Source organism: Chondromyces crocatus, from assembly GCF_001189295.1.
GTDB lineage: Bacteria > Myxococcota_A > Polyangia > Polyangiales > Polyangiaceae > Chondromyces > Chondromyces crocatus.
Window position 1 is genome coordinate 7875840 of the sequence record NZ_CP012159.1, and the last position, 24239, is coordinate 7900078.

16 protein-coding genes are annotated in these 24239 nt (G+C 68.8%); 10 read left to right on the plus strand and 6 right to left on the minus strand.

Annotation, left to right across the window (positions count from 1 at the left end):
• The first annotated feature begins 7 nt into the window (after window positions 1-7).
• Entirely contained in the window at window positions 8-1075 is a 1068-nt protein-coding gene (locus CMC5_RS45070) for a hypothetical protein (protein ID WP_050433319.1), read from the plus strand.
• Window positions 1075-2685, plus strand: a complete 1611-nt coding sequence (locus tag CMC5_RS28305) for a hypothetical protein (protein WP_050433320.1) — start codon at window positions 1075-1077, stop codon at window positions 2683-2685. Before CMC5_RS45070 ends, CMC5_RS28305 begins: the two co-directional genes overlap by 1 nt.
• Window positions 2686-2737: 52 nt before the next feature.
• Here the strand turns inward: CMC5_RS28305 and CMC5_RS28310 are convergent, their stop codons facing one another.
• From CMC5_RS28310 to CMC5_RS28320, 3 genes are all read right to left on the minus strand, one after another.
• Window positions 2738-3331 (minus strand): alpha-ketoglutarate-dependent dioxygenase AlkB family protein, encoded by a 594-nt coding sequence (locus tag CMC5_RS28310; protein WP_050433321.1) that lies wholly within the window; start codon window positions 3329-3331, stop codon window positions 2738-2740.
• Window positions 3332-3369: 38 nt separating this feature from the next.
• A complete protein-coding gene (locus CMC5_RS28315) occupies window positions 3370-4419 on the minus strand; it encodes a glycosyltransferase family 2 protein (protein ID WP_050433322.1) in 1050 nt (349 codons plus the stop codon).
• Window positions 4420-4662: 243 nt separating this feature from the next.
• A complete protein-coding gene (locus CMC5_RS28320; protein WP_169796689.1) occupies window positions 4663-6849 on the minus strand; it encodes a PilZ domain-containing protein in 2187 nt (728 codons plus the stop codon).
• Window positions 6850-7029: 180 nt separating this feature from the next.
• Between CMC5_RS28320 and CMC5_RS45075 the strand changes: the two genes are divergently transcribed.
• From CMC5_RS45075 to speE, 7 genes are all read left to right on the plus strand, one after another.
• Window positions 7030-7518 (plus strand): hypothetical protein, encoded by a 489-nt coding sequence (locus tag CMC5_RS45075; RefSeq protein ID WP_156338913.1) that lies wholly within the window; start codon window positions 7030-7032, stop codon window positions 7516-7518.
• A 210-nt stretch (window positions 7519-7728) separates the two neighbouring features.
• Window positions 7729-8514: a hypothetical protein gene (locus CMC5_RS28330; RefSeq protein ID WP_156338914.1), complete on the plus strand. Its 786-nt coding sequence runs from the start codon at window positions 7729-7731 to the stop codon at window positions 8512-8514.
• A complete protein-coding gene (locus CMC5_RS28335; protein ID WP_050433325.1) occupies window positions 8511-9305 on the plus strand; it encodes a hypothetical protein in 795 nt (264 codons plus the stop codon). The genes CMC5_RS28330 and CMC5_RS28335 overlap by 4 nt, the downstream gene beginning before the upstream one ends.
• A complete protein-coding gene (locus CMC5_RS28340) occupies window positions 9302-10135 on the plus strand; it encodes a hypothetical protein (RefSeq protein WP_050433326.1) in 834 nt (277 codons plus the stop codon). Before CMC5_RS28335 ends, CMC5_RS28340 begins: the two co-directional genes overlap by 4 nt.
• Before the next feature lie 293 nt (window positions 10136-10428).
• Window positions 10429-10959: a chitin-binding domain-containing protein gene (locus tag CMC5_RS28345; protein WP_156338915.1), complete on the plus strand. Its 531-nt coding sequence runs from the start codon at window positions 10429-10431 to the stop codon at window positions 10957-10959.
• Between the two features lie 208 nt (window positions 10960-11167).
• Entirely contained in the window at window positions 11168-11857 is a 690-nt protein-coding gene (locus tag CMC5_RS28350) for a response regulator transcription factor (protein ID WP_050436180.1), read from the plus strand.
• 22 nt (window positions 11858-11879) lie between these two features.
• Window positions 11880-13253 (plus strand): polyamine aminopropyltransferase, encoded by a 1374-nt coding sequence (gene speE / locus CMC5_RS28355; protein ID WP_063796361.1) that lies wholly within the window; start codon window positions 11880-11882, stop codon window positions 13251-13253.
• A gap of 31 nt (window positions 13254-13284) precedes the next feature.
• Here the strand turns inward: speE and ypfJ are convergent, their stop codons facing one another.
• Window positions 13285-14169 carry a KPN_02809 family neutral zinc metallopeptidase gene (ypfJ, locus tag CMC5_RS28360; RefSeq protein ID WP_050433328.1) on the minus strand — a complete coding sequence of 295 codons (885 nt, stop codon included), beginning with the start codon at window positions 14167-14169 and terminating at the stop codon, window positions 13285-13287.
• Between the two features lie 97 nt (window positions 14170-14266).
• Here ypfJ and CMC5_RS28365 point away from each other — a divergent pair, with 97 nt between their 5' ends.
• The gene (locus tag CMC5_RS28365) at window positions 14267-15880 is read left to right on the plus strand and encodes a right-handed parallel beta-helix repeat-containing protein (RefSeq protein ID WP_169796690.1); all 1614 of its coding nucleotides are present in this window, start codon (window positions 14267-14269) and stop codon (window positions 15878-15880) included.
• A gap of 24 nt (window positions 15881-15904) precedes the next feature.
• On the opposite strand, the gene CMC5_RS28370 is transcribed toward CMC5_RS28365, so the two are convergent.
• Together CMC5_RS28370 and CMC5_RS28375 are read right to left on the minus strand one after the other, a co-directional pair.
• Entirely contained in the window at window positions 15905-20587 is a 4683-nt protein-coding gene (locus CMC5_RS28370; RefSeq protein WP_169796691.1) for an AAA family ATPase, read from the minus strand.
• Window positions 20588-21015: 428 nt separating this feature from the next.
• The gene (locus CMC5_RS28375) at window positions 21016-23724 is read right to left on the minus strand and encodes a YncE family protein (RefSeq protein WP_245677786.1); all 2709 of its coding nucleotides are present in this window, start codon (window positions 23722-23724) and stop codon (window positions 21016-21018) included.
• Window positions 23725-24239: the final 515 nt, after the last annotated feature.

Consider the following 24239-nt stretch of genomic DNA (forward strand, 5'->3'; position numbering starts at 1 on the left):
ACAGGGCATGCGCACGCGAGCCCTGGCCCGCCTCCTGAGCAGCAGCACGCGGGGTGCGCCTGCGTCTGCAAGGTGGGACGGCGGTCGCCATCGCCTCGGGCCGTGGCTGCTCTCGGCGGTTGCCGCCGCGGCCACGACGCTCTCTTCGTACGCCGCCCTGTCGGCGCCTGGCCCCTGCCCTGCGAGGCAGCTCCAGGCCGCAGGCACCCTCGCGGACAAGGCGTACGAGCAGTTCGAGGCGGCCGACTACGCTGCGGCCATCGAGACGTTCCGTCAGGCCGAGGAGACGTGCCATTCCCCTCGCCTCCTGGTGTTCATCGCACGCGCGCACGTGCGCCTCGAGCAACTCCTGCGGGCACGGGAGCTGCTCCAGCAGGCCGCGAACGAGCCGCTGTCGCCGCGCTCCCCGGCGTCGTTCCGCGAAGCGCAGGCCGAGGCGCGCAAGGATCTCGACGAGCTGACGCCGCGGATTCCAGTCCTGCACGTGAAGCTCAGCGGTGCTTCCGCGTCCGAAGCGACGGCGCTGCTGGACGGGGAAGCCGTCGCCATCGAGCGGCTGCAGCAGGGCCTGGAGGTGGACCCTGGAGAGCACACGCTCCGGGTGGAGGCGCCTGGCATCGAGGCGGTGGAGCGGCGCCTGAAGCTCGTGGCATCGCGGGCCGAGCGGCTCGAGATCGTGCTCCAGGAGCCGGAGCCGGTCGCGCCCCCCCCCACGGCGTCGACCTCTGGCTCTCTGGCTCCTTCGATCGCAGCGTTCGGCGTCGGCGCTGTCGGCTTCGGCGTCGGGATCGTCACCGGCATCCTGTCGACGAGCACCGTCAGCGACATCAAGAGCCGCTGCCTGGGTACGGAGTGCCTGAAGAGCGACGCCGAGGCGGCAGATCGAGCCGCACTGCTCGGGAACGTGTCCACGGTCGGCTTCATCGTCGGGGGGCTCGGAGTCGCGACGGGCGCCGTGTTTCTGCTCCTGCGATCGGGAAACGACAGCTCCGTGGACGCGAACGGTGCCGCCTCGGCACCACGACTCACGGTGGGTATCGGGCCGGGTTCGATCCGGCTGGATGGGAGGTTCTGATGCGCATCCATGCCATCCCGTGGCTCCTGCTCGGAATCGCCGCCTTCGCGGGCTGCAATGCCATCACGGGCCTGGGCGATCTCGACTTCAACCGAGAGCCTGCCGGGGTGGGCGGCGACGACAGCACCAGCAGCGCCGGCGGTAGCACCAGCAGCGCCGGCGGCAGCGGCGGTGAGGGGGGTGGCACGGTGGTCGAGGAGCCCGACCCGGACCTGCTCTGGGCCAAGCACTTCGGCGATGAGGCCGAGGACTACCCCGTGGGGGTCGCGTACGCACCGAACGGCGACATCGTCCTGGGTGGCACCTTCAGCGGCACGATGGATCTCGGAGGCGGGCCGCTCCAGAGCGCTGGCTTGCAAAACGACGCCTTCATCGCCCGCTTCAGCCCCGAAGGCGCGCCGCGCTTCGTTCGCGTGATCCACGATGACGACCTGGGCCAGGACTGCGTGGTCGACCTCGCCGTCTCCGCGACCGGGCAGACCGTCGCGCTCGTCGGAACGGGCGCGAGCGCCCGCTGCATGGCCGCGAATCGGCGGAACGAGATCGACATGTCGAGAGGGTTCCTCTTCTCGGGGCTCACGCGTTTCAGGCTGCTGGTGCTCGACGAAGCGGGCACCGTCACGCAGACCATCCCGATCTGCAACAGCTGCTCGGCCGACACGGTCGGACCGTTCAGCGTGGCCGTCGATCCACAAGGCAACCTGTACGTCGGCGGTGGCTTCACGGGGAACCTCTCCGTGGGCTCCGCCAGTGTGAATGCGAGCGGCGAGGAGGACGCCTTCGTGGCGAAGTTCACCAGCGCGGGGAATCCCGTCTGGCTCCGACGCTTCGGTGGCAACGGCAACAGCTTCGCCGTGATGACGGATCTCGTCGTCGATGGCTCTGGCGGTCTGGTGATCACCGGGATCTGGGGAGGGCTCATCCGGATCGGCCAGAACCAGTACAACTCGAATTTCCCTGCCTCCTTCATCGCGCGCCTCAACGACAACGGCGCTCCGTCGTGGAATCGCGTGTTTCAGAAGACCTGGATGGGCGCGACGCCACGCCTCGCGCTCGCCAGCGATGGAGTGCTCATGGGAGGAGACTTCGTCGACAGCGTCGATTTCGGCGGCGGTCCTCTGCAAACCCTGGCTCAGGACGGGGACGACTCCGACCTGTATCTCGCCAAGTTTTCCATGGGGGGAGCTCACGTCTGGAGCCGGCGCTATGGCGACGCCCCTGCTCCCCTCCAGCGCGAACAAGGTGCAACCTCCATCGCCGTGGAAGCTGACGGCAACATCCTGCTCGGAGGCGTCTTCGGTGGGACGATCGATGTCGGAGGCACCGTCCTCAGGGCGGCAGGCAGGAGGGATGCCTTCGTGGCGCGCCTCGACGCCACCGGCGCTTATGTCTCGCACCGTCAGATCCGCGGCACGACGACGGAGACCCTTCAGGGAGATGTGGTCGTCGCCGCGAACGGCCAGGGGAACGTCGCCGTCACGGGCGCCTTCATCGGCGACGTCGACTACGGTCACGGCCAGCCGTTCCGAAGCCAGGCGCAGAACGACGGCCGCAACGACGGCATCCTGGTCCTGTACAAGCAGCCGTTTTACAACGAGCCCGCCGAGTAGCCTCGCATCACCTGGCGCGAGGCGCACGCCCGTCGCGCCCGTTGCCTCGACGTCAGCTGGCCACGATGCGCCGGAACGTCAGGTTGATCCGAGGTCCTGCGCCTGCCTGGCGCGGGACGCCGTGCCGCCAGAAATGCTGCGTGGTCCCGGACATCACCAGCAAGGATCCGCCACCGAGCGAGAGCGTGACGGGCGCCTCGTCGGGCAAGTCGCGGGTGGGTTTGAGAACGAACCGTCGGTGTCCGCCGAGGGAGACGGAGGCGATCACCGGGTTCTGGCCGAGCTCGGGCTCCGCGTCGGCATGGAACCCCATCGCGTCGTCGCCGCTCCGGTAGTAGTTCAGGAGCACGCTGTTGAACGGGACGCCGCTCGTCGCCTCGACGCGCTCACGGAGGCCGGCGAGGGCGGGTGTCCATGGCGCGGGCTGCAACGTGAGCCCGGAGTACCTGTAGATCGTCCCAGGATCGCCCATCCAGGCCGAGAGCCGGGGCTGGAAGTGCTCGCGCCCGAAGAGGCGGATCTTCTCCTGCTTCCACACGACGGTGTCCTGCAAGGTGGACAGGAGCGCCTCGGCTTCGGCGGAGGGGAGCCACGGGTCGTGGAGCGTCAGCAATCCGCCCCCCGCAAGCTGCTCGACACGGACCATGAGGTTCCAGAGGCTGCCGTGACGTGACGACGAGGCGGCTACGCTTCCAGCGGCTCGTTGGCGACGATGGGCACCGAGATGGGGTCGAGCCGCTCGGGCTCACGGGTCCAGTCCGGGTCGAGCCCGTACCGGAGCAACCCGGAGGCGAAACCGAGCCCGTGAGAGACATGAAGGACAGGGAAGATGCCCCACACGATGGGGATGGCGCGGAGCCCTTCGCGGCGCCCCACCCGGACGGCTTCGACCCCGGTCGCGGCGGCGTAGAGCGCGAACGCTGGCAAGGTCAGGCGATGCCAGCGTGACGTGGCGAGGAGGCCCACCCCGGTGACCACCATCGCGAAGGGGATCGCCGGGCGTGGTGAAGGGAACGTCCCCCGCTTGAGCAGGGTGCGCGCGCGCCCCTGTCCGTACTTGTAATACTGCTTCGCGAGCGCCTTGTACGAGGTGCGCGGGTAGTAGTGCACCACGATGTCGCGGCTGAGGAAGACCTTGCCCCCAGCCTCGTGGATGCGCTGGTTCAGCTCGGCATCCTCGTTGGTGATCGCCTTCGGGTCGTACATCCCGGCGGTCTCGAAGACCCGCCTGCGGAACGCGCCGAGGAACACCGTGTCGACGAAGCCCTCGTTGTCGGCAGAGCGGTAGCTGGCCCCACCCACCCCAGCGGGGCTGGTCAAGGCGGCACACAGGGCGCGCTGGAACCACGTCTTTGCGCGAGGTCGCTGGGCTCCGCCGACGTTGTCCGCGCCGGTGCGTTCGAGCACCTCGATGCAGCGGCGTACGTAGTCCTGCGCGTACTCGCAGTGCACGTCCATCCGGACCATGACGTCTCCGCGGGCCTGGCGGATGATCTGGTTCATGCCCGCCGCCTGGATGCGATCGGGATTGTCGATCATGCGGATGCGCGGGTCCTGCTCCGAGAGGTTCGCCAGGATCTCGCGGGTGCGATCGGTGCTCCCTCCATCCGCGACGAGGATCTCGATGCGGTCGCGCGGGTAGTCCTGCGCGGCCACGCTTCGGAGGCACGCCTCGATGTAGCCCTCCTCGTTGAGGCAAGGCATCGCGATGGTGACGAAGGGGGCGGCGGTCATGAGGGGGGGATTATACGCAGGCAGGGCTCGGAGCGCCCCGGGGTCGATGGGCCGACCGCCGGGAGACCTCGTGAGCAGAACGGAAACCCGGCGGATCTCGGGAAGAGTGCCCCTGCCGAGGGGCCGAGACGGTGGGGGTGGGAGGAGAAGCGCGTCGGGAGGCGGACGCGAAGGAGGCGGGCGGAGAGACCAGGACAGAGAGGGGGGTGAGGGCGAGGGGCCCGTCATCCCCCGGGGCAGGCGTCAGTTGGACTTGCCCTTGGTGCTCTTCTTCTTGGTGTCGCTCTTGGCCTTCTTGGACTTCGCCTTGGACTTCGCGGCGACCTTCTTCGGCGCGCTCTCGTTCCCGAGCGAGATCTCGAGGCGATCCCCGCTGGCCTTGGCGACGTAGGGCGGGACGCCGTCCTTGAAGCGCAGCGACACCTCGGCGCCCTGGGGCGTGTTCACCACGAGCAGGGACGCGATGCGCTTGTCCTTGCGGGCGAGACCGTTCCCCGACGACAGGGCGCGTCGATCCGGGAGCGAGACCGTGAAGCCCATGGGACCCGCGGCGCCGCTCAGGCGATCGATGGATCCATCCATCTTCAGCTTGAGGACGATGGGGTTCCGGACCTCACCCTGACCCCAGGCCTTGCCGCCATCGGCAAGAGAGGGTTCCTCCTCGTCGCCCTGGTCACCCGTCACGCCCTCTTCCGCCTCGCCTGCAGCGGCGAGCGCATCCGGGGCGCCACGGCCCTGCTCTGCCGTCGGAGGTGCCGAGGGGAGCACGGGCTCGGTCGTCGACAGCGGCGTGGCGCCGAACAGGGGGACGTTGGCCGTCAGGGTGCCGCCTCCAGCAGGCGGCGGGAGCGCGCCGAGGCCTGCCTGGCTGGCGGTCTCCGTCGCAGCGGGCGGCAGCGCGGCCGTCGTCTGGGGGGCCTCACCGCCACGCAGGCCGATCAGGCGAGCGACGCCGAACACCACCAGCACCGCCGCCAGCCCAAGGAAACTCCCGAGCGCGGCAGCCTTCTTGTTCACCCGCGGGCGTGCCTCGGCCTCGGCCGAAGCGGCGCCCTCGCCGGCGCCCTCCGCCCCTTCATCGCGCACCAGCCGACGTCCGTCGGCACGCAGGGCGCCCGCCGGAGGAGGGGCCGTCATGCGGCGCGCGGTGGGCGCCTTCCCCTGCCCTGCTTCGCGCTCGCTGCGGCGCTCGCGGATGCGCGTGAGGATCCCGCTCATCGCGCCACGGGCGCGCTCGCTGGCGCCAGAGAGCGCCGGCCCCACACGTCCGGCCACCGCGCGTCCGACGGCAGCGGCCTTCTCGCCGACGCCACGCAGACCAGCGCCCCGGTCACTCGCGGCGCCCGCTTCGGCCTCGCCGGGCGGAGGGGAGTTGGTCTCCACACCGTCCTGCGCAGCAGCTTCCGCCGCGGGAGACGCTTCGCTGTCCAGCGCCGGCTCCTCGCCCTTCTCCTCCTCGGCCTCTGACTGGCGGCTCGCGCGCGCTTCTGCAGCAGGGCTCGACGTCGCCTCATCTTCTCGATCAGAGACGGGGCCAGCAGAGGCAGGGCCAGGCTGAGACGAGGCAGTCTCCTCGGGAGCAGGCTGAGGAGCGACGTTCACCTTGGTAGCGCGGGGCTGCCGGGCGGGAGCCACGGCAACAGGCTCCGCCGCGACCGCCGCAGCGGTGGCCGCAGCTGCGGAAGCCGCGCGCGCAGCCGCCGGAGCGCTGCCCTTGGTGGCCTGCGCGGGGCGCGCTGCCTGAGCAGGCGGGTCGTACCGCAAGGTCACGACGAGCTGCGGCACGCTGCTCCCGGCATCGACCTCGACGCGCACGTCATCGACGAATGCTTCACGGCGTGCGCCGTGCTCCATGTCTTCCAGATCGAGCGTCCGGCCGACCTTGAGGAACTCGAGGTTCGAGCCCACCTCGACCTCGCCCGCGCGGCCCTCTCGCACACGCGCTTTCATGGGCGATCCCAGGCCCTCGATGTGGAGACGGACCCGGGTCCCGCGGGCCGGATCCGCAGGCTGGCTCGGCTCGGGCGTGCACGGCACCGTGCTCCGCGTGGCCTCGCTCGCGCGACCCATCGTCGTCCCGCCGAGTCCCTTCACCAGGGCACGCACAGCGTCGCTCGAGGCCGGATCCAGGCCGGCAAAGCGAAGGCCGAACTCACCCCCGCGCGCCTCGTCACGGCGCCAGCACACCTCGGCCTCCACGGCGATCTCTCCCTGGGGACCGTCGAAGCGGCACAGCAGACGCTCTCCGACCTCGGGCAGGTACGCTGCGCGCAGGCGCATTCCATCCGGGGAAACATCGACCGACTCGGCCTCGAAGCCAGCACCACCGGCCGCTTCACCGACCGCGACGAGCGCCTCGAAATGGACCCGCCGCCCGGCGCCACCGCGTCGCTCGCCTGCATCTCCCAAACGTTCGCCTCGACCGCTCATGATCTCTTCCTCCCGCGGTGCCGTCAGGCTGCACGCGCGACACGAGGGCTCTGGTCCCGACACGATCCAGGTCCGCCGCGCGAGTGCGCGGGGCTCCGACCTCGGGAGAGCCATGGGCGGGAGTACGGTGGGTGGGGCTGTAGGGCCAAGTTTTACAGTACGGCATCTGGCGCGGCTGGGGTGGAACGTGGGAAGCTCCAGGGAATGGGCAAGGCCGAGCAACCCAAGGCGACGGGTACCCCAGCGTCCGGGGCTCCAGCGGAACGCACGTCGACCGCCATCACCGGAGGGGCGTCCCCTGCGACCACGCCCACGACGACCGCGCCGTTGACGCCCATGACCGACGAGAAGGCCGCTCCCAAGGACCTGCTCTTCGTCCACAGCCCCAGCGACGACGGCCAGGGGCTGCGGGTCATCCGCAAGCGGGAGGACCGCCTCGAGCTCGGTGAGATCCGCGCACTCCAGGAGGGGCGCCCGGTGCATGGAGAGGTCGTGCGTCTCCGGCAGCGCGACGAACACGAGCGGCTGTTCGACGTGGAGGTGATGGTGGACGCTCCCGGTACCCAGGGTCGCTCGGGTCCCGCTCAGGTCGCCACCGACGCCTACCGCTCGAACTGGGACGCCATCTTCGGTCGTCCTGGTCACGGCGGGTCGAGCGCCCCCAACTGAGACAGCGCTCGGGGCGTCACCGGGACGGCCAGGTCACCCCTGGGCAGCTGGGCCGAGACGGCCCCCTCCCTCACTGCTCCACCGCCCGCCACATCTCCGCCACAACTTCTCCCCGGATCCTCCGAGGCCTGGCGACCGTCCTGCCTTTTCGGGGGGCTACTCCAGAAAGCGCGACGCCCTCCTCGCGTCGCTGCTTGCCCCGGAGAAGCCATGCACGCGCACGCCTCGCTGGACCCGACCCATTTTCCCGCCGTCCCCCCCCCTGCCGAGCGCCCCCACACGCTCTCCCCCGATGCCCCGTCCTCTCCAGAGACCGATGCGACGCCCCTGACGAGCCAGGCGTCCGCTTCCCGGGCGCCCCGGCCCCCCAGCGCCACGGACATCCCCTCGGCCGGGACGTCCAACGCGCCCGAGATGCCTTCTCTTCAGGGCTGGGCCGCGACCTTTCTCGCCCCGGATCTCACCGGGCCCGTCGTTCTCCGCACGGAGGCCATCCGCTTCTGCACCGGCGCGGGCCTCGCATCCCTCTACGGTCTGGCGCTGGGGACACGACAGGGAGGCACCGCCCTCCTCCACCACGCTCTCGGCGTCCCCGCGGCTCACCTCGCCGTGGCCGGGCTCGCCGTCCCCGCCTTGTTCATCGCGCTCGCCCTGTTCGACGCGCCCCTCGACCCACCGCGGGTCGTCGCCTCGGCGGCGCGCGCCGCGGCCAGCTCCGGCCTGGTCCTCGCCGGCCTCGCGCCCGCTGCAGCCTTGTACGTCGTCACGAGCGAGAGCCCCATGGCTGCCCTGGTCGCCGGCGTGCTCGGCCTGATGGTCGGCGGCTTCGCCGGGGTGACCCGGCTCCTGCATGAGCTGAGACGCGGCTTCGATCGTCAGAGCGAGACGAGCCGGATCGCCACGAGCCTCGTGTTTGCGATGTTCGCCCTCTTCGCGACCGTCCTCGCCGGGCGCGTCTGGTTGTCCAGCCTGCCCATCCTCGGAGGTGCCCTGTGAACATCCTCACCCCCACCACGGCTGCCCCTTCGCTGGCGATCCTCTCTCGCCTCCTCCGTGACCCGACCGGCGTCGCCCAGAGCTGCCGGAGCGACCGTGATCTCGGCCCACTCGCCACCACCTCGCTGCTCGCCATCACCCTCGGCGCGATGGCCTTCGGCGGCGTCATCGGCAGCTTCCGGGGCGGCATCCAGATCGGCTACGCGGCGCTCAAGATCCCGCTCACCCTCCTCGTCTCGCTCGCCCTGTGCGCGCCTGGCTTCCATGCTCTCGCCGCCGTCATGGGCAGGACGTTCCCCATGCGCGCCGTGATCTCGCTGTCGCTCGCTGCCGCGGCACGCGCGGCACTCGTCCTGCTCGCCTGCGCTCCCGTCCTGTGGCTGCTGTTCGATCTCGGCCTCCACTACCATGACGCGGCCATGGCGTCGGCCATGGCCTATGGGCTGGCTGGCCTGGCCTCGCTCGGAGTGCTCCTGCGCGGCCTGGGGAAGGAGCGCGGCCGCGCGCTGACGGCATTCGCGTTCATCGCCCTGTTCTTCGCCGTCAGCGGCCAGACCTCGTGGATCCTGCGTCCCTACCTGGTGCGTCCTCGCACCGAGACGCCACCCTTCCTGCGCGCACGGGAGGGGAGCTTCGGCGACGCGCTCTGGACCAGCAGCCGCTCCGCGAGAGGCATCTATCAGCGACAGCCGTCCGACCGGCGCTGGCAAGACGACACCGACACGCGCCGCATCGCCCCTGAGGTTCCCCGGAGTTCCACGACGTCCCACGCGGACGAGGAGGAGCCGTGAGCCTCCTCGACCTCGCGATCCTCTACGTGCTGCTCGGCGTCGCCAGCGCCGTCGCCATCTACCGGGCGGAGCGGAAGAGCCAGCGTGAACGCTCACCGAGCCAGCGGTTCCACGCGCTCGGCCTCGCGCTCCTCGCCGTCCCGCTGTGGCCTCTGTGGGCTCCCATCGCCCTCGGACGACACGCCTCGACGCCTCCCCCGTGGCCGCAGGCCTCGTCCCCGGCCCCCCAGGGTTCGGGGATCGCCAGCCCGTCTCCCCGCACCGGCGATTCCGGTGGAGTCTTCGGGCCCGCTCACATGGCAGTCCGCATCGAGGAGGCCTTGCACGAGTGCGTGCGCGCCAGCGCCGGGACGCCCATCGAGCCCTTGATGCCGCCCGAGGCAGCCGCGCGCATTTCCACCGAGGTCGCGCGCGCCGCGACCCGGCATGCCGAGATCGACGCCCTCATCCGGCGCGAGGGGTTCGACATCGACAGCGCAGAACGCCGCCTCGCCGCGCTCGAAGCAGCCCACGCCGCCTCGCGTGTCCTGGCGACCGCCAGGATCCATCTGGACAACGTCCGTCGCCTCGTGGCGCTACGCGACCGGGACGCCGCTGCGCTGGAGGAGCTTCTGGACCTCGTTCATGCACTTCGTACTCAGCTCCACCTCGCACGCTATGCCGAGAGCGAGCTGAATGCGCACGCCTCCGTGTCCGAGGGTGCCACGTTCGCCGGGACGTCGGGCATCGTCTCCGAGGTATGGGCTCGCGTCGAAGGGCTCAGCGCCGTCCTCGTTCCCGCCGAATTCTTCCTACCGAACTCTCAGAGGGGCACGTCATCGACCGCATGAGCAGGGTCATGGATCGGGTCCCGACGGCAGTCCTCCAGCGGCGCCGGGAGACCTCCCGTTTTCCAGGTCCGCACAGTGCGCCGTGGTCCTGGCGGAATACGACGGAGATTCATCTTCCGAGACGGATTCGAGCCCTTCTTCATTCGCAGGAGCGGATTCTGTCGGCATCTCATTGCAGCGTCAGTGACTGCGCGTGTTGCAGCACCGGGCAATTCACATCACATTCTCTCGGACCAGGCGCCCCGCACTGCGGGGCTCCGGGGTTCACAGTCATTCTTTAGAGGGGGTTTCCTGTGTACACCAACCGGCGCTCATTGCTTTCACTCGCGGCATTCGGAACGATGCTCTTCGGCCTGGTCGGCACGGCGACGCCTGCCGCGGCCGACACTGGATTCGTGTGCCCCGGCCCATTCGGCTTCTACGCGGACCCCAACGATTGCGCCACGTTTTACTTCTGCATGATGAACAACCCGTTCCCTGTGACCTGCCCGGAGGGAACGTTCTATGACGGCAGCGCTCAGCGCTGCATGCAGGACGAGGCGGGCACCTGCGGCGGGCCCGTGGAGGAGGCGCCCGTGGAAGCGCCGCCTGCGGAGGGGCCGCCCGTCGCGGAGCCCCCCGTCGAGGAGCCCCCGGCGGCACCCCTGTTCGAATGTCCTCAGCCCAATGGCGTCTTCAGCAACCCGGACGACTGCGTGACCTTTTACACGTGCAATGGTGGAGTCGCCGATCTCCGCGGATGTCCCTCCGACCTCCACTGGAACCAGACCGCGAAGCGGTGCGATCTCCCGGAGAACTCCGGGTGCTCGATGTCGGCTCCCTGACCCCTCGCCGCAGTCCGGTCCACCAGCCCACCATCATGGCAGCGGAGCCGCCCAGCGCTCCGCTGCCGATCCCTCGAACCTCCCTGACGCGACCCGGGCAAGGTCACCCGCGAGCGGGATGACGGCAGGCGCGGCAGCGCACGCCCAGCATCCAGCCGACCGAGCCACGGCGCTTTACTTCCCCGGCCACCTGGCAAGGATCTCCCCCGTGACCAAGCACATCCTGATCGTCGACGACGAGACGCGCATTCGCGATGTGGTCAGCTATGCCCTTCAGAAGGAGGGTTATCGGGTCACCGCCGCCAGCGATGGCCGGGCTGCCCTCGACGCCCTGGAGGGGGGTGGGGTGGACCTGGTGGTCCTCGACGTGATGCTCCCGGAGATCGATGGCCTCGAGGTGTGCCGTCGAATCCGCGCTCGCTCCAGGATCCCCATCCTGTTCCTGTCGGCGCGGGGCGAGGAGATCGATCGCATCCTCGGCCTCGAGCTGGGCGGCGACGACTACCTCACCAAACCCTTCTCTCCGCGCGAGCTGATCGCCCGCGCCAGAGCCATCTTCCGCCGCACCGACGAGCCGGACCGCGCCCCCGAAGAGCGCGCTGCCGTCCTGCGCTTCCGCGGCATCGAGATCAACCCCGAGCGCCACGAGGTCCGCTACGAGGGCCGCGTGGTACCACTCACCCCGACCGAGCTGGGCATCCTCGGCGCCCTGATCGAGCGACCCGGCGTCGTGCTCAGCCGGGCTCAGCTCATGCAGCGCGCCTACCGCTACGACAACCTCATCACCGAGCGCACCATCGACACCCACATCCGCCGTATCCGCGCCAAGTTCCGCGAGGCAGGCCTCGATCCGATCGCCACCGTGCACGGTGTGGGCTACAAAGCCGCCGAGGGGTGAGCCCCTCGCGGAGTCGGATCCGGTGGATGTCCTCGGTCGCAACATCGTCGCCGAACTCTTCGGCTGCCCCGCTGAGCTGCTCAACGACGTCAGCCTGATCGAGACGCGCATGCTCGAAGCCGCCGAGGCGGCGCACGCGACGGTCATCAGCTCCACCTTCCATCACTTCTCTCCGTTCGGCGTCTCCGGCGTGGTCGTCATCCAGGAGAGCCACCTCGCCATCCACACCTGGCCGGAGTACGGCTACGCGGCGCTCGACATCTTCACGTGCGGCCGAGAGGTCGACCCGTGGGTCTGCTACCAGCATCTGCTCACCGCGCTGAACGCCGAGCGCGGCTCCGCCATCGAGCAGGGCCGTGGCCTCCGGAGCCAGCTCGCGACCCAGCTCACCCCGGGAGCCCTCGACGACGCAGAAGCGCCCCCTCAGCACCTCCGCCCCCCGCCGACCCCCCGCGAACCCATGCGCAACGTGTGGTTCACCGAGCGCGATCCCGAGATTGCCCTGTCGCTCCGGCACAGCGGAGACGTCCTCCACCGCGCCCGCTCGCAGCACCAGAAGATCGAGGTCTACGAGACCTACGCCTACGGACGCATGCTGACGCTCGACGGTCGGGTCATGACCACCGAAGGCGACGAGTACGTCTTCAACGAGATGATGGCCCACGTGCCGCTCCTCAGCCATCCCGACGCCCGACACGCACTCGTCATCGGAGGCGGAGACGGCGGTGTCGCGCGCGAGCTGCTCCGGCACGAACAGCTCGATCGGGTCGAACTCGTGGAGATCGACGCCCAGGTCATCGACACCAGCCGGCGGTATCTCGGCAAGCTCTCGAGCGCGCTCGATCATCCCAAGCTCGACCTCCGCGTGGGCGACGGGGTCGCCTACGTCCGCGCATGTGCACCGGCCACCTTCGACGTGGTCTGCATCGACGTCATGGACCCCCTCGGCCCTTCGCACGGCCCCTTCGACGCGGACTTCTACCGCGACGTCGCGCGGATTCTCCGACCCGGCGGGGTCCTGGTGACCCAGAGCGCATCACCGCGCTTCGACATCGGGGTGTTCCAGCAGATACATGCTTGCCTGCGCGGCCTCTTCGGCCCCGACCGAACCTTCCCCTACCTCATCGCGACGCCCACCTACCCCTCGGGCACCTGGAGCCTCACCTATTGCGCCCTCGGCCCGCGCGATCCGCGCCGCGACTTCGATCGAGCGCGCGCGCGCCGCTTCACCGAGGCGCATGATCTCCAGTACTACAGCGACGAGGTCCACACCGCCGCGTTCGCGCTACCCGGGTACGTCAAGCGCCTGCTCGCCGGCGCGAGGAGACCTTCGGCTCCCCGGTCCGACATGGCCAGCAGCCTCGATCGAGAGCCTGGCAGCGAGCGGAAGGCGTGATCTCCGCAGGTCGCGCAGCCGGCCGACACCATCACAGCGAACTCGCCCCGAAAGTGTCGCATGCCGCCAGCGTCCCCTCCTCGTAACCCCGCTTGAACCAGCGCGATCGCTGGGCCGAAGAGCCGTGGGTCCAGCTCTCCGGCTGCACCGCACCCCCACTCTCACGCTGCAACCGATCGTCTCCGATCGCTGCTGCTGCGCCGAGCGCTTCGTCGACATCCCCAGCTTCGAGCAGATCGCGCTGGCCCGTCGAGTGCGCCCACACCCCGGCGTAGCAGTCCGCTTGCAGCTCGAGGCGGACCGCCAGGCCGGAGGCCCCCTCCTGCTGCCCGCGGGCTGCCGAGCGCACCCGATCGTTCGTACCCATCAGGTGCTGCACGTGGTGACCGATCTCGTGCGCAATCACGTAAGCCTGTGCGAAGTCGCCCCGCGCCCCGAAGCGCTTCGACAGCTCCTGGTAGAAGCCGAGATCGATGTATACCCGCTCGTCGAGGGGACAGTAGAACGGCCCCGTCGCCGCGCGACCTCGCCCGCACCCCGTCTGCGTGGCGCCCGTGAACAGCACCAGCTTGGCGTTCTGGTACGGCCGTCCGCTCTCCGCGAACACCTTGCGCCAGGTGTTCTGCGCGTCATCGAGCACGAACGAGACGAACTGGACCATCGCCTCCTCGCGCTGTCCCCCGGGCGCACCCGAGCGGGCCTCTCCGTGCACCCGCTGCTCGCCTCCCCCGAAGAAGCCCCTCAGGCCGCCGAACACCCCCACCAGCACCAGAAGGAGCACGCCCACCCACCCGAAGCGCGACCGCATGAGCAGCGGCAGGATCGCGACGAGCCCCCCCATGCTCGACCCCCCGCCATCGCCCTCGCCGCGTCGATCAATGACATCCGGACTTTTATGCCCTGGGTCCCATCGCATGGTTCGCTCCGTCTGGACACACCACTGCAAACCCCTTGCCAGCGCGGCTGTGCATCTCGCCCCCAACGGAAGCGTCACTTTCATTACTCTCCCGTCCATGACTCGCTTGCCCTCGCGCCTGGGAACCGGCCTCTGTGCCGCGCTCGCGTCCCTCTTCACATGGCTCCACGCGGATCCCGCCATCGCGGGGAACTGCGGCTGCGACCACCAGATCACCCCGGGGACCACGGCGGTGAACGGCACGGCCCTCGGCATCCAGCCAGGCCACGTGGTCTGCGTCATGGCGGGCGATTACGAGTTCATTCGCTTCCGCGAGATCCGGGGCACCGCCGCGTCACCCGTCATCATCAAGAACTGCGGCGGCATCGTGCAGGTCCGCAACACGGACCGCGCCTACGCCATCGACTTCCAGGGCAGCTCGCGTCACTTCCACCTCACGGGCACTGGCGACGCCTTCGCCCCCTACGGGTTCCGGGTCAGCGCCCCGGTGCGCAATCCCTACCCCGGGGTCGGTTTGTGGTTCCTCGACAAGAGCACCGATTACGAGGTCGATCACATCGAGGTGTACGAGACCGGCTTCGCTGGCGTGATGTCGAAGACCGACCCCCTCTGCGACGGCAGCGCCGATCAAGGCACCTTCGTGCAGAAGAACGTTCACCTGCACCACCTCTGGGTCCACGACACGGGCGGCGAGGGCCTGTACATCGGCTCCACCCAGTCGAACGGCCACACCATCACCTGCAACGGCCAGCAACAGACCCGCCAGCCGCACTACCTCGAAGGCATCGAGGTCGATCACCTCCTCGTCGAGGACACCGAGTGGGACGGCATGCAGATCGGCATGGCCCGTGAAGGGTGCAGCGTCCACGACAACATCATCCGCCGGGTCGGCTCCGCCGGCGTGCAGTACCAGCAGCAAGGCCTCCAGATCGGAGGCTACTCGGCCTGCGACATCCGCCGGAACATCCTCTCCGACGGCCCCGCGATCGGCGTCATCGTGCTCGGCGCCTACAGCACCACCGTCGCCGACAACGTCATCGCTCGGTTCAACGAAGCCGCGATCTACGCCAACATGAACATCACGGCGGACGGGATCCGCTACCGCTTCGTTCACAACACCATCCTCGACCACCCGGGGACGGCCCTGCGCGTCTTCGGCGCCGCGCTCGAACAGGCAGTCGCCTGGAACAACCTCATCGTGGGCGCCCCCGGGTCCGTCACCGCGAGCAACGACGTCGCCTGGAGCGCAGAGGGGAACCTGTTCGTGGACACGACGGCCGAAGCTGGGTTCGTCGACGCGGCGCGCGACGACTACCACCTCGTCGGCACATCATCCGCACGGGGAGCAGGGATCGATCGCAGCAGCGAGGGCTTCACCCTCGATCTCGACGGCTTGCTCCGCGCCACCCCGCCCGCCGTCGGCGCCTACGAGTTCGCGGAGGACTCCCCCACGAGCGGCGCAGGCGGGGACGGCGGCGCGAACGGGAACAGTGGTGGGGCCGGAGGCGCGGGTGGAGCGGGTGGAGGACCGTCGGGCAGCGGAGGCCAGGGCTCTCCAGGAGAGGTCACCGACGAGGGCGGGTGCGGCTGCCGTACCGCTGGCACGCCGGGGTCGACGACCTCCCTCTCCTCCCTGGGGCTCGCGGCAGGTGCGCTCCTGCTCCACCGCATCCAGCGCCGCCGCTCGGCCCGCCGCCGCTCGGCCCACTGAGCCTCTGCGCGAGCCCTGGGTGATTCAGCGCCGGGCCGAGAGGCTCGCGAAGCCGTGGGGCTCCCGGGCGGTCACCTTCTTCTCCTGCCGTGTCATGCACCGGAGCAACGCCTGCCGCAGGTTCGCCAGCGTCGTCATCGAGGCCAGGTCGATCCCCATCAGCACCATCGTCTGAGCCACCTCTGGCCGCAGCCCCACCACGATCCCTTCGGAGCCCAGCAGGTGGACGGCCCGCACCAGCCGGATCAGCTGGTCGGCCATGTTGCTGTCGAGGGAATGCACGGCCGTCAGATCCACGATGACGTACCGCGCCTGCTGCCGCACCACGGCGTCGAGCATGACCTCCATCATGTGCGCGGCCGTCCCGCTGTCGAGCGCGCCCAGGATCGGCATGGTCAGCACGCCCTCCCACACCTCGATGATCGGCGTCGACAGCGCCCGGATCGCCTGCTGCTGCTGCTCGATGATCTGGAGCTTCTCCCGCAGCGTCGACTCGGACGCGGCCCGCTCCTCGACCAGCCTGCGCAGCCGCTCCTCGCTCTCGCGCAGGGAGTTCTCCGTCTGACTCCGCTCCGCGTTCTCCTGCTGCAGGGCCTGGTACAGCGCGGCGTTCTCCATCGAGATCGACGACTGCGCGGTGATGAACTCGAGCAGCGCCAGCTTCCGGCCGCTGAAGGCCCCCAGGGTGAGGTTGTTCTCCAGGTACAGGATCCCCATCAGCGTCCCTTGCCGCATGACCGGACAGCACAGGACGCTCTTCGGCCGCACCCGCTCGATGTAGCCGTCCGACGAGAAGAGCGACTGCGAGGCAGGATCGTCGAGGATGATCTGCTCTCGCGTCCGCTTCACGTAATGGATCATCGACTCGGGCATCGGCTGCTCGCTCACCGGCCTGCACGGCGCGAAGACCTCGACGTCGATGCTGCTCTCACCGACCACCGCGGTCGCGTTGACGCCCATCTCTTCGCCCGTGGGGACGAGGAAGTGACACGTCTGTGCGCCCGCGTGCTCGACGATGATCCCGAGCAGCGTCGAGAGCAGCTTCTTCTGATCGATCTCGGAGGAGATGGCCTGACAGGTCTTCACCACCGTGAGCACGTCGATCTGCTCGAGCTGGGTGCTGGTGACCTTCCCCATCGGCGCTGACGCCGCCGAGAAGAGCTGCGCATAACGACGGTCGATCTGGCTGACCTTCCCGTCGGCACCCCACTTCACGTAGCAAGAGCGCGCCTCCCGCAGCAGCGCCCCCGCGAGCGTCGTGAGCCCTTGCGTGAGGCAGAACTGGCCTCCCAGCTCCTTCGCCAGCGCCTCGAAGTGAACGAAATCGTACTCGCTGGCGACTTGCGCTGCCTGATCGTAGAGCCGGAGCGCGTCCTCCACGCGGTGATCCACCCGGGCCTGCTCTGCCTCCACGAGCAGCTTCATCGCGAGGAAGTTGGGCGGGTAGTTCTCCGCCCACAGATCGAGGAGTTCCTTGTTCGTGGCGATGTCCGCCGTGTACTCCTTCCGGGTCGCCTCATCGGCGCTCTCGAAATCCGAGAGCATGACCAGGGTCATGTAGAGCGTGCCCTCGGCGACGAAGAACTGACACGCTGCACTCCAGAGCACCGGCTTCAAGCACCGCGCCGAACGCAGCGCGTCCTTGATCTCCCCCGCGAAGTAGCGCGCCTGCAGCCGACGCGCGTGGTAGTAGTAGTAGGCGAGCAGCGTGCTCGGCGGGTTCGCCGCCTCGAATGCCTCCTCCTCGAAGCCGCCGCCGTTCAGCGTCGAGATGTTCGCGGTGAGGCCGCGCAAGCACTGGACCCCGCGCTGGATGGCCAGCAGGACGGGCGCCCCCATCCCGCGCTCCACGCTCCGCACCATCTCCAGGAGCCGCTCGCTCTCGCGGAACACCTCGTCCAGGCGCCGACCGGTGCTCATCAGCATCGACAACCGGTGGAGCGCGCCCAGCGTGATCCAGGTGACGTTGCCGGATCGCTGCGCTGCATCCAGGCCCTCCACCGGGTACTCCGCACATCGACGCAGCGGCTCGAACCAGACGGCAGAAAACGCGCCGAAGGTCGAGCGGATCATGCTCAGCCAGTAGAGCGCTCCCTCCCGGTGCGCGAGGTCGTAGCCGACCTTCCCGAACTGATACGAGCGACGGTAGTCGCGGAACCGCGGGATGAGGACCATCCCGGCGGTGACGTAGTTCATCGCCGCAGGGCCCGTGTTCCCGTGGCGGATGCAGAGGTTCAGCGTCCGCCCCATCATCATGTGGGACAGCCGCTCGTCCAGGTACCACGCCGGCACGAAGGTGATGGTGAGCACGGCCACCGCCGCCTCCAGCTCCGGATCGGTCATGGGAGGCAGATCCATCAGCGCTTCCATGGGGCGGTCGCCCAGCGCTTCCCAGACCTGCTCGAACTCTCCCTCCACATCGGCGTCGGAGACCTTCGTCGGGAACTCGACCCCGAGGATCCGCAAGCAGTCGAGGCAGGCCTGCACGGCCCTGTCGATCGCCATCTCGGCCATGTTCCGCTCGATCAGCAGGCGATAGGCGAGCTGCTTGTCGAGCTTGCGCTGCCCACGCTCCAGGAGCAGCGCGCACAGGCGCCGCGTCTCCTCGGCGTTCCCGGACAGGTGCTCGCACTCCGCGAGCTCGCTGTAGAGATCGTAGATGAGCTTGTAGTCGGACTTCCAGCACGACTCGTCGAGCAGCGCGGTCCCGGCGGAGAGGTAGCCTGCCGCAACGGGATACGCCGCCGACGCCTTCGCCTTCCTTCCAGCCAGCAGGCAGAGACCAGAGACGTCTTTCCTCTCGTCCACCTGCGAGAGGCTGCTCACCCCCAGGGTGTACTGATTGACGATGGCGAAGACCTTCTCGCCCAGCTGCTCGTCCGACACGCGCGCCTTCAAGGAGCGCGCGATTCGCAGGTGCACCTCGGCCCGCTCTGCCTCCGGGATCAGGAGGTACGCCGCCTGCTGGACGCGATCGTGCAAGAAGCCGTAGCTCTCGCCGAAGCGCAGCAGCAGCCCACTCTGCACCGCAGGCCTCAGGCGCTCATGGAGACCCGTGCGCGGCATGTCGTACGCCGACGCCAGCGTGTCGATCTCGAACTCGCTTCCCACGCAAGCCGCGAAGCGCAGCGCGATGGTCGTGGTCTCCGGAAGGCGCCGGAGCTTCTGCACCATCATCTCGATGACGTCGTCGGTCAGGCGGGCGGCCTGGATCTTCCCCAGGTCCCAGCACCACGCCAGGCGATCCTTGTCGAAGACGACCAGCCCGTCCTGCTCCAGCGTCGAGAGGAACTGGGTCGCGAAGAAGGGGTTCCCGTCCGTCTTCTCGTGGAGCAGCGCGCCGAGCGCCGCGCTCTGCTCGGGTGGGCAGCGGAAGGTGTCGCCGACCAGCTCCTTCAGGTCGTCGCGCGTCAGCGTCCCCAGCAGGATCCGCATCGTGCGCACGGACGCCTTGTGGATCTCGTCGAGCGCCGCGTTCAGCGGGTGCCCTGCGCCGACCTCGTTGTCCCGGAACGCGCCGATCACCAGGAGGTGGCCGATGTCCCCCTGGGTCAGCAAGCTGGTCAGCAGCGAGAGGCTCGCCGGATCGGACCACTGGAGATCGTCGAGGAAGAGCACCACCGGGTGCTCCCGGCTCGCCAGCACGCCGAAGAGCTGACGGAAGACGCTCTCGAAGCGGTGCCTCGCCTCGTTGCCGGGCAAAGGCTGCACCGGCGGCTGCGGCCCCAGCACCAGCTCCATGCGCGGGAGGATGTCGAGGACCACCTGCCCGTTCGGCGCGACGGCCTCGAGGATCTGCTGCCGCCACTGGGCGAGGCGCGCCTTGCTCTCCATGAGCAGCCGCTGCACCACCCGATCGAGCGCCTGGACGATGCCCGCATACGGGACACCCCGCTCGTACTGATCGGCCTTGCTCGAGATGAGCATGCCCCTCCGCCGCACGACGGGGCGGTACAGCTCATCCACCAGCACGGACTTGCCGATCCCCGGATGCCCGGTCACCAGCACCAGCTCCGGCTTCCCCTCCTCGCAGACGCGCTCGAACGCGGAAGACAGCGCGTTGATCTCCGCATCACGCCCGTAGAGCTTGTGCGGGATCCGGAGCTGCTCCGAGATGTCGTCGGCCCCCAGCTCGAACGTCGTCAGCACCGTCCCCGCCTCGATCAGGTCCAGGCAGTGCGTGAGATCTCGACCGAGCGCCGCCGACGTCTGGTATCGGTCCTCCGGCATCTTCGCCAGGAGCTTCATCACGACACGATCGATCGGGGAGGGCGTCTGCGGCGCCTGCTCCTGGACGGACCGAGGACGACGCGCGATGTGGCAGTGCACCCACTCGATGACACCGTCGGCCTCGAACGGCGGAGCCCCCGTCAGCAGCTCGTAGAGCACGACACCGAGCGCATACAGATCGCTGCGCTGATCGGACGCGCGGCTGATCCTCCCGGTCTGCTCTGGCGCCAGGTAAGGCAATGCCTCTGCGGGGACCGACGCGCGGCTCCCCGAGCGACCCCCACCGAGATAGAGATCGGACGCGCGCTGGACACTCGCCACCCGTCGCGTCTCGTCGATGAGGAGCGTGTCGGAGCGAATCCCTCCATCCGCGCCTGCGCGATGAGCCGACGAGAGCGCCCCCGAGAGGGCGATCGCGATCTTCAGGAACCGCGCTGGCTCCATGGGGGATCCGATGAGTTGTTTGAGCGGTAGCATGGCGGACTCCTGCAAAAGGGCAGCGGGAGGGGGCGCAGCCAAGCAGACCGCGAGACCGCGCACAGGCGCACGCTCGTCCAGAAGTCCAGCGCGCTGGACCCCCTCCCCACCTTGAGCGTGGATCACACGAGGAACGCTTTCAATGGATCCTCGTTGCTCCAACTTCCAACGCGCACGATGACCAGCACGAAGTCGATTCGACGCCGACGGCATCGGCGAAGCCCCCGCGCTCCCTCCCTGCGACCGGGGACTTCACCTGCGCCTCGACACGACGAGGGCAGGCTCGAAGCGACGAATCGAGCGAGTTCTCACGAGGGAATGGTGGGTGGCAGGCCCCGACGAGCGCGGCTCGGAGCAGGGGGGCGCGTGCCCCTGCCGTGGGAATCAGGAGCGCGAGCGGGAGCGCGAAGCGAGCGCCTCGGGCGTGTTCAAGGCGTGCTGGACGGGTCGGCGGGGTTGCTGAAGGCGTCCAGCTCGTCCCCGTCGCGGAAGCCATCCTCGTCTCGATCGAGGGCGGCGCGTACCCCCGAACCAGGTGGCACGCAGGTGTAGGTGAGCTCGCGGCCCGCGAGCTTGGCGAGGAGCTTCAACGCCGCGTGACCGATCGGCGGCAGCGCCACGCGGTTCTGCGCGAACTGCCCCGAGCCGATGTACAGGTAGCCGAGCTCTCTCAGAAGGAACTGGGTCTTGACGATCAGGTCGCACTCGCCCAGATCGGCCCGCGCCACGAGCAGATCGATCCTCGGCCCGGCCACCAGGTCATTGCTGCTCGTCAGCGTGATCTGCTGACCGACGATCGGGGCCAGGTCGGTGTCGAAGGCCAGCATGTACTGCTCGATCTGCCGGCGCTCTGCGTCGCCTGCCGGCGAGCTGGCGAAGCCGTTCGGCACCGGCGCGAACCCGAAGTCCACCGAGAACCCCAGCCCCAGCATGAAGCGGTAGACGGTGTCGATCGCCCCATCGTGCAGGAACCCCGTCCCCCGGACCTGATCCCCCATGTGCCCATTGTTTTGCGAGATCAGTCCTGGCGCCTCTGGCATCCCGAACATCCCGACCTTCTGGTAGACGTTCCGCAGGTGGGGCACCTTGAACATCTGCGTCTGGAAGTCGAACGTCGACGCGCCCGTCCCTCCGAAGAACCCGGATCCAGGGTCCAGCGTGTGGCACGTCTCGCAGCCGGCGACGGCGCACTCTCGAATGTCGAACAGCCCGCTGCCGGCCTGCTGCGCGACGGTCAACGTATTGTTCAGCGGTCGGATGGGGTTCGGCGGGTATTTCACCTGGAGGATGAAGTCCGCAAAGCTCTCCATCTCTCCCACGGTGATCGGGCTGGCCCGCCCGAGGAGATCCACGTAGGCCTCCCGGAACTTCATGAACGACGCATGCTCGTCGAACGAGCCCCCGTTGGGCTGCACGGAGAGCGCATCATTGCCTCCCGTCTTGTCACCCCGCCAGTGCATCGCCCCGTGGTTCGCCATGCCCCGCAGGCTCTGGGTCACCATCGGGCCCTTCATCGGGTGGAACTCCTCGGGCGTGGGAAGACCCGTGAACAGGTTGGTGGTGTCACCGATGAACGGCCCCGGGTGGTTGAACACCTCGGCGTCGGGGTTGCCGAGATCCCACGCCAGGCTGTCGAAATCACCGTACACGTGGCAGCTCGCGCACGAGGAGTCGCCGTGGCTGGACGAGGTCGACGCCTCGTAGAGGAAAGGGCGCCCCACCGTGACGCTCGACGGCTCCGGGTTGTACATCGGCACGTGCGCGATCTCGCTCTTGGTCGAGGTGTTGACCACCGAGATGGCGTTGTCGAACCGCGTCAGCACGTAGAGCCGCTGGCTTCCCTGGTCCAGCGCGAGCCCGGTCGGTCCGCCTCCGCTCACCTGGATCTGATTCGTCGTGCTGGGGACGAAGGTGTCCCCCTCGAGCTGGCTGGTGGAGAACACCCCGACCTTGCTCGAGCCGAGCGCCGCGACGTAGAGCGTGCTGCCATCGGGCGAGATCACCATGCTCTGGGGCAACGCGAGGCTCTTTGCGTTCTCGCCGTTCGGCAGTGGCGCGCAGCACGTGTCGTAATCGATGTGCTTGTTCAGGTGGCGAGGCGTGACGCTCCCCGCCCCCGGCGTGAGCACGGAGATCCGGCTCTCGTGCAGGTGACCCCGCAGCGTCTCCCCGGCGTAGATGCCCGGCCCCTCGAAGCGATCCAGGTTGAGCGCCTCGGTGTTGGAGACGTACACCTTCCCGCTCACCGGATTCACGGCCATGTTGTAGAGAATCGTCCCGACGCCCGTGAAGAAGCCTCCCGCCCCTGCGACCTGCGCCGGCGGGTTGGCCATTGCGTCGATGACGAAGACGTCCTTGTCCGGCAGGTTGAATTTCACCAGGTCGTCCCAGGTCCGCCCCAGCGTGTCCACCCAGTTCGAGCCGTCGAACTGGAGGATCAGCCCGACCTCGGGCGCCGGTAGCCCTTCGACGTTCGTCGCCGGCCCGGGGACGCCGTCGATCCCGAACCCGTCCGGGATCAAGGGCTCGAAGACCGTCGTCGTCCTGTTGCCCGAGTGGAACCCCGCCGCATAGACCCGTTGCCCGTTCGGGCTGACCGCCAGCGCGCGGGGCGTATCGGTGAACAGCGTGACGATGGACAGCGGCGTGCCACCCAGCGACGCCCCCAGGTTGTCCGCGTCGAAGACCCACACATCGGCCCTGCCCACGCCCGGCGTGGTGAGCTGCGGGTCATTCGGGTTGTTCTGACCTCGGTGCGCGGTGGTGATGAACGCCCTCCGTCGACTCGGCCCGGCGAAGACGATGTCACGCGGCTCGTCGCCGACGAGGAGCGTCCTGGTCACGCGGCCCCCCAGCCGGGTCGCCGAGAGCTGGACCACGCTCACGCTGTCCGACAGGTGATTCACGACCCACAGCTCGCGCTCGTCGCGCAGCGCCAGCGCGACGGGCTCCATGCCGACCGGGATCGACGTCAGGTGCGTCAGGCCCAGGGGTCCCACGTGGAACACCTCGACGCGACCGTCGGGTGTATTCGCCGCGAACAGACGCTTTCCGTCCGCCGATAACACCAGAGGCCGCACCTGACCACTCTCGAAGAGCGTGTACGACGATGCACTCGATTCGACGCTGACGGCCATCCCCGCGAGGCACACAGCCGCAATCGTACCGGCGCACCGCGCCGGATTCGACGATGACATAGCCTAACCTCCCATTCGTCGGGGTGTATTCGGATACGCCCCCCCCGAAGCGATTGAATACCACACGCACGTGGTCACGCAGGCGAATTCGGACTCATGGATTGGCGTCGCGGAGCAATGCGCATGCGTCGCGCCCCGAGCACGCAAGCCGGCCCCCCCTGGCTCCCGTACGCCGAGGGGCCCCATACGAACGTCCATTGCATGCGGCGGCCGTCCCTCCAGGGCGCGATCAGCGCCACAGGTCGAGATGGAGAGCCACCACACGAGACGAGACGCGGCTCATGGAGACGTGGCACACCATTGCGAGCACGTTATGGCCGTGTCGGGAAGTGAGCTGCGACACGGGTGTGATGCGCTCCCGCTGCGACGTGACACAGGCAACAGTCTCCACCTGTTTCTTGCGATGCAGCGCTGGCGCTTCAGCGCGGATCACGGCGTTGTGTCAAAATCACCGA

Coding starts and splice junctions, on each gene's coding strand:
- CMC5_RS45070 (WP_050433319.1), top strand. CDS start 8: ATGCGCACGCGAGCCCTGGCCCGCCTCCTGAGCAGCAGCACGCGGGGT.
- CMC5_RS28305 (WP_050433320.1), top strand. CDS start 1,075: ATGCGCATCCATGCCATCCCGTGGCTCCTGCTCGGAATCGCCGCCTTC.
- CMC5_RS28310 (WP_050433321.1), bottom strand. CDS start 3,331: ATGGTCCGTGTCGAGCAGCTTGCGGGGGGCGGATTGCTGACGCTCCAC.
- CMC5_RS28315 (WP_050433322.1), bottom strand. CDS start 4,419: ATGACCGCCGCCCCCTTCGTCACCATCGCGATGCCTTGCCTCAACGAG.
- CMC5_RS28320 (WP_169796689.1), bottom strand. CDS start 6,849: ATGAGCGGTCGAGGCGAACGTTTGGGAGATGCAGGCGAGCGACGCGGT.
- CMC5_RS28330 (WP_156338914.1), top strand. CDS start 7,729: ATGCACGCGCACGCCTCGCTGGACCCGACCCATTTTCCCGCCGTCCCC.
- ypfJ (WP_050433328.1), bottom strand. CDS start 14,169: ATGCGATGGGACCCAGGGCATAAAAGTCCGGATGTCATTGATCGACGC.
- CMC5_RS28365 (WP_169796690.1), top strand. CDS start 14,267: ATGACTCGCTTGCCCTCGCGCCTGGGAACCGGCCTCTGTGCCGCGCTC.
- CMC5_RS28370 (WP_169796691.1), bottom strand. CDS start 20,587: ATGCTACCGCTCAAACAACTCATCGGATCCCCCATGGAGCCAGCGCGG.
- CMC5_RS28375 (WP_245677786.1), bottom strand. CDS start 23,724: ATGGCCGTCAGCGTCGAATCGAGTGCATCGTCGTACACGCTCTTCGAG.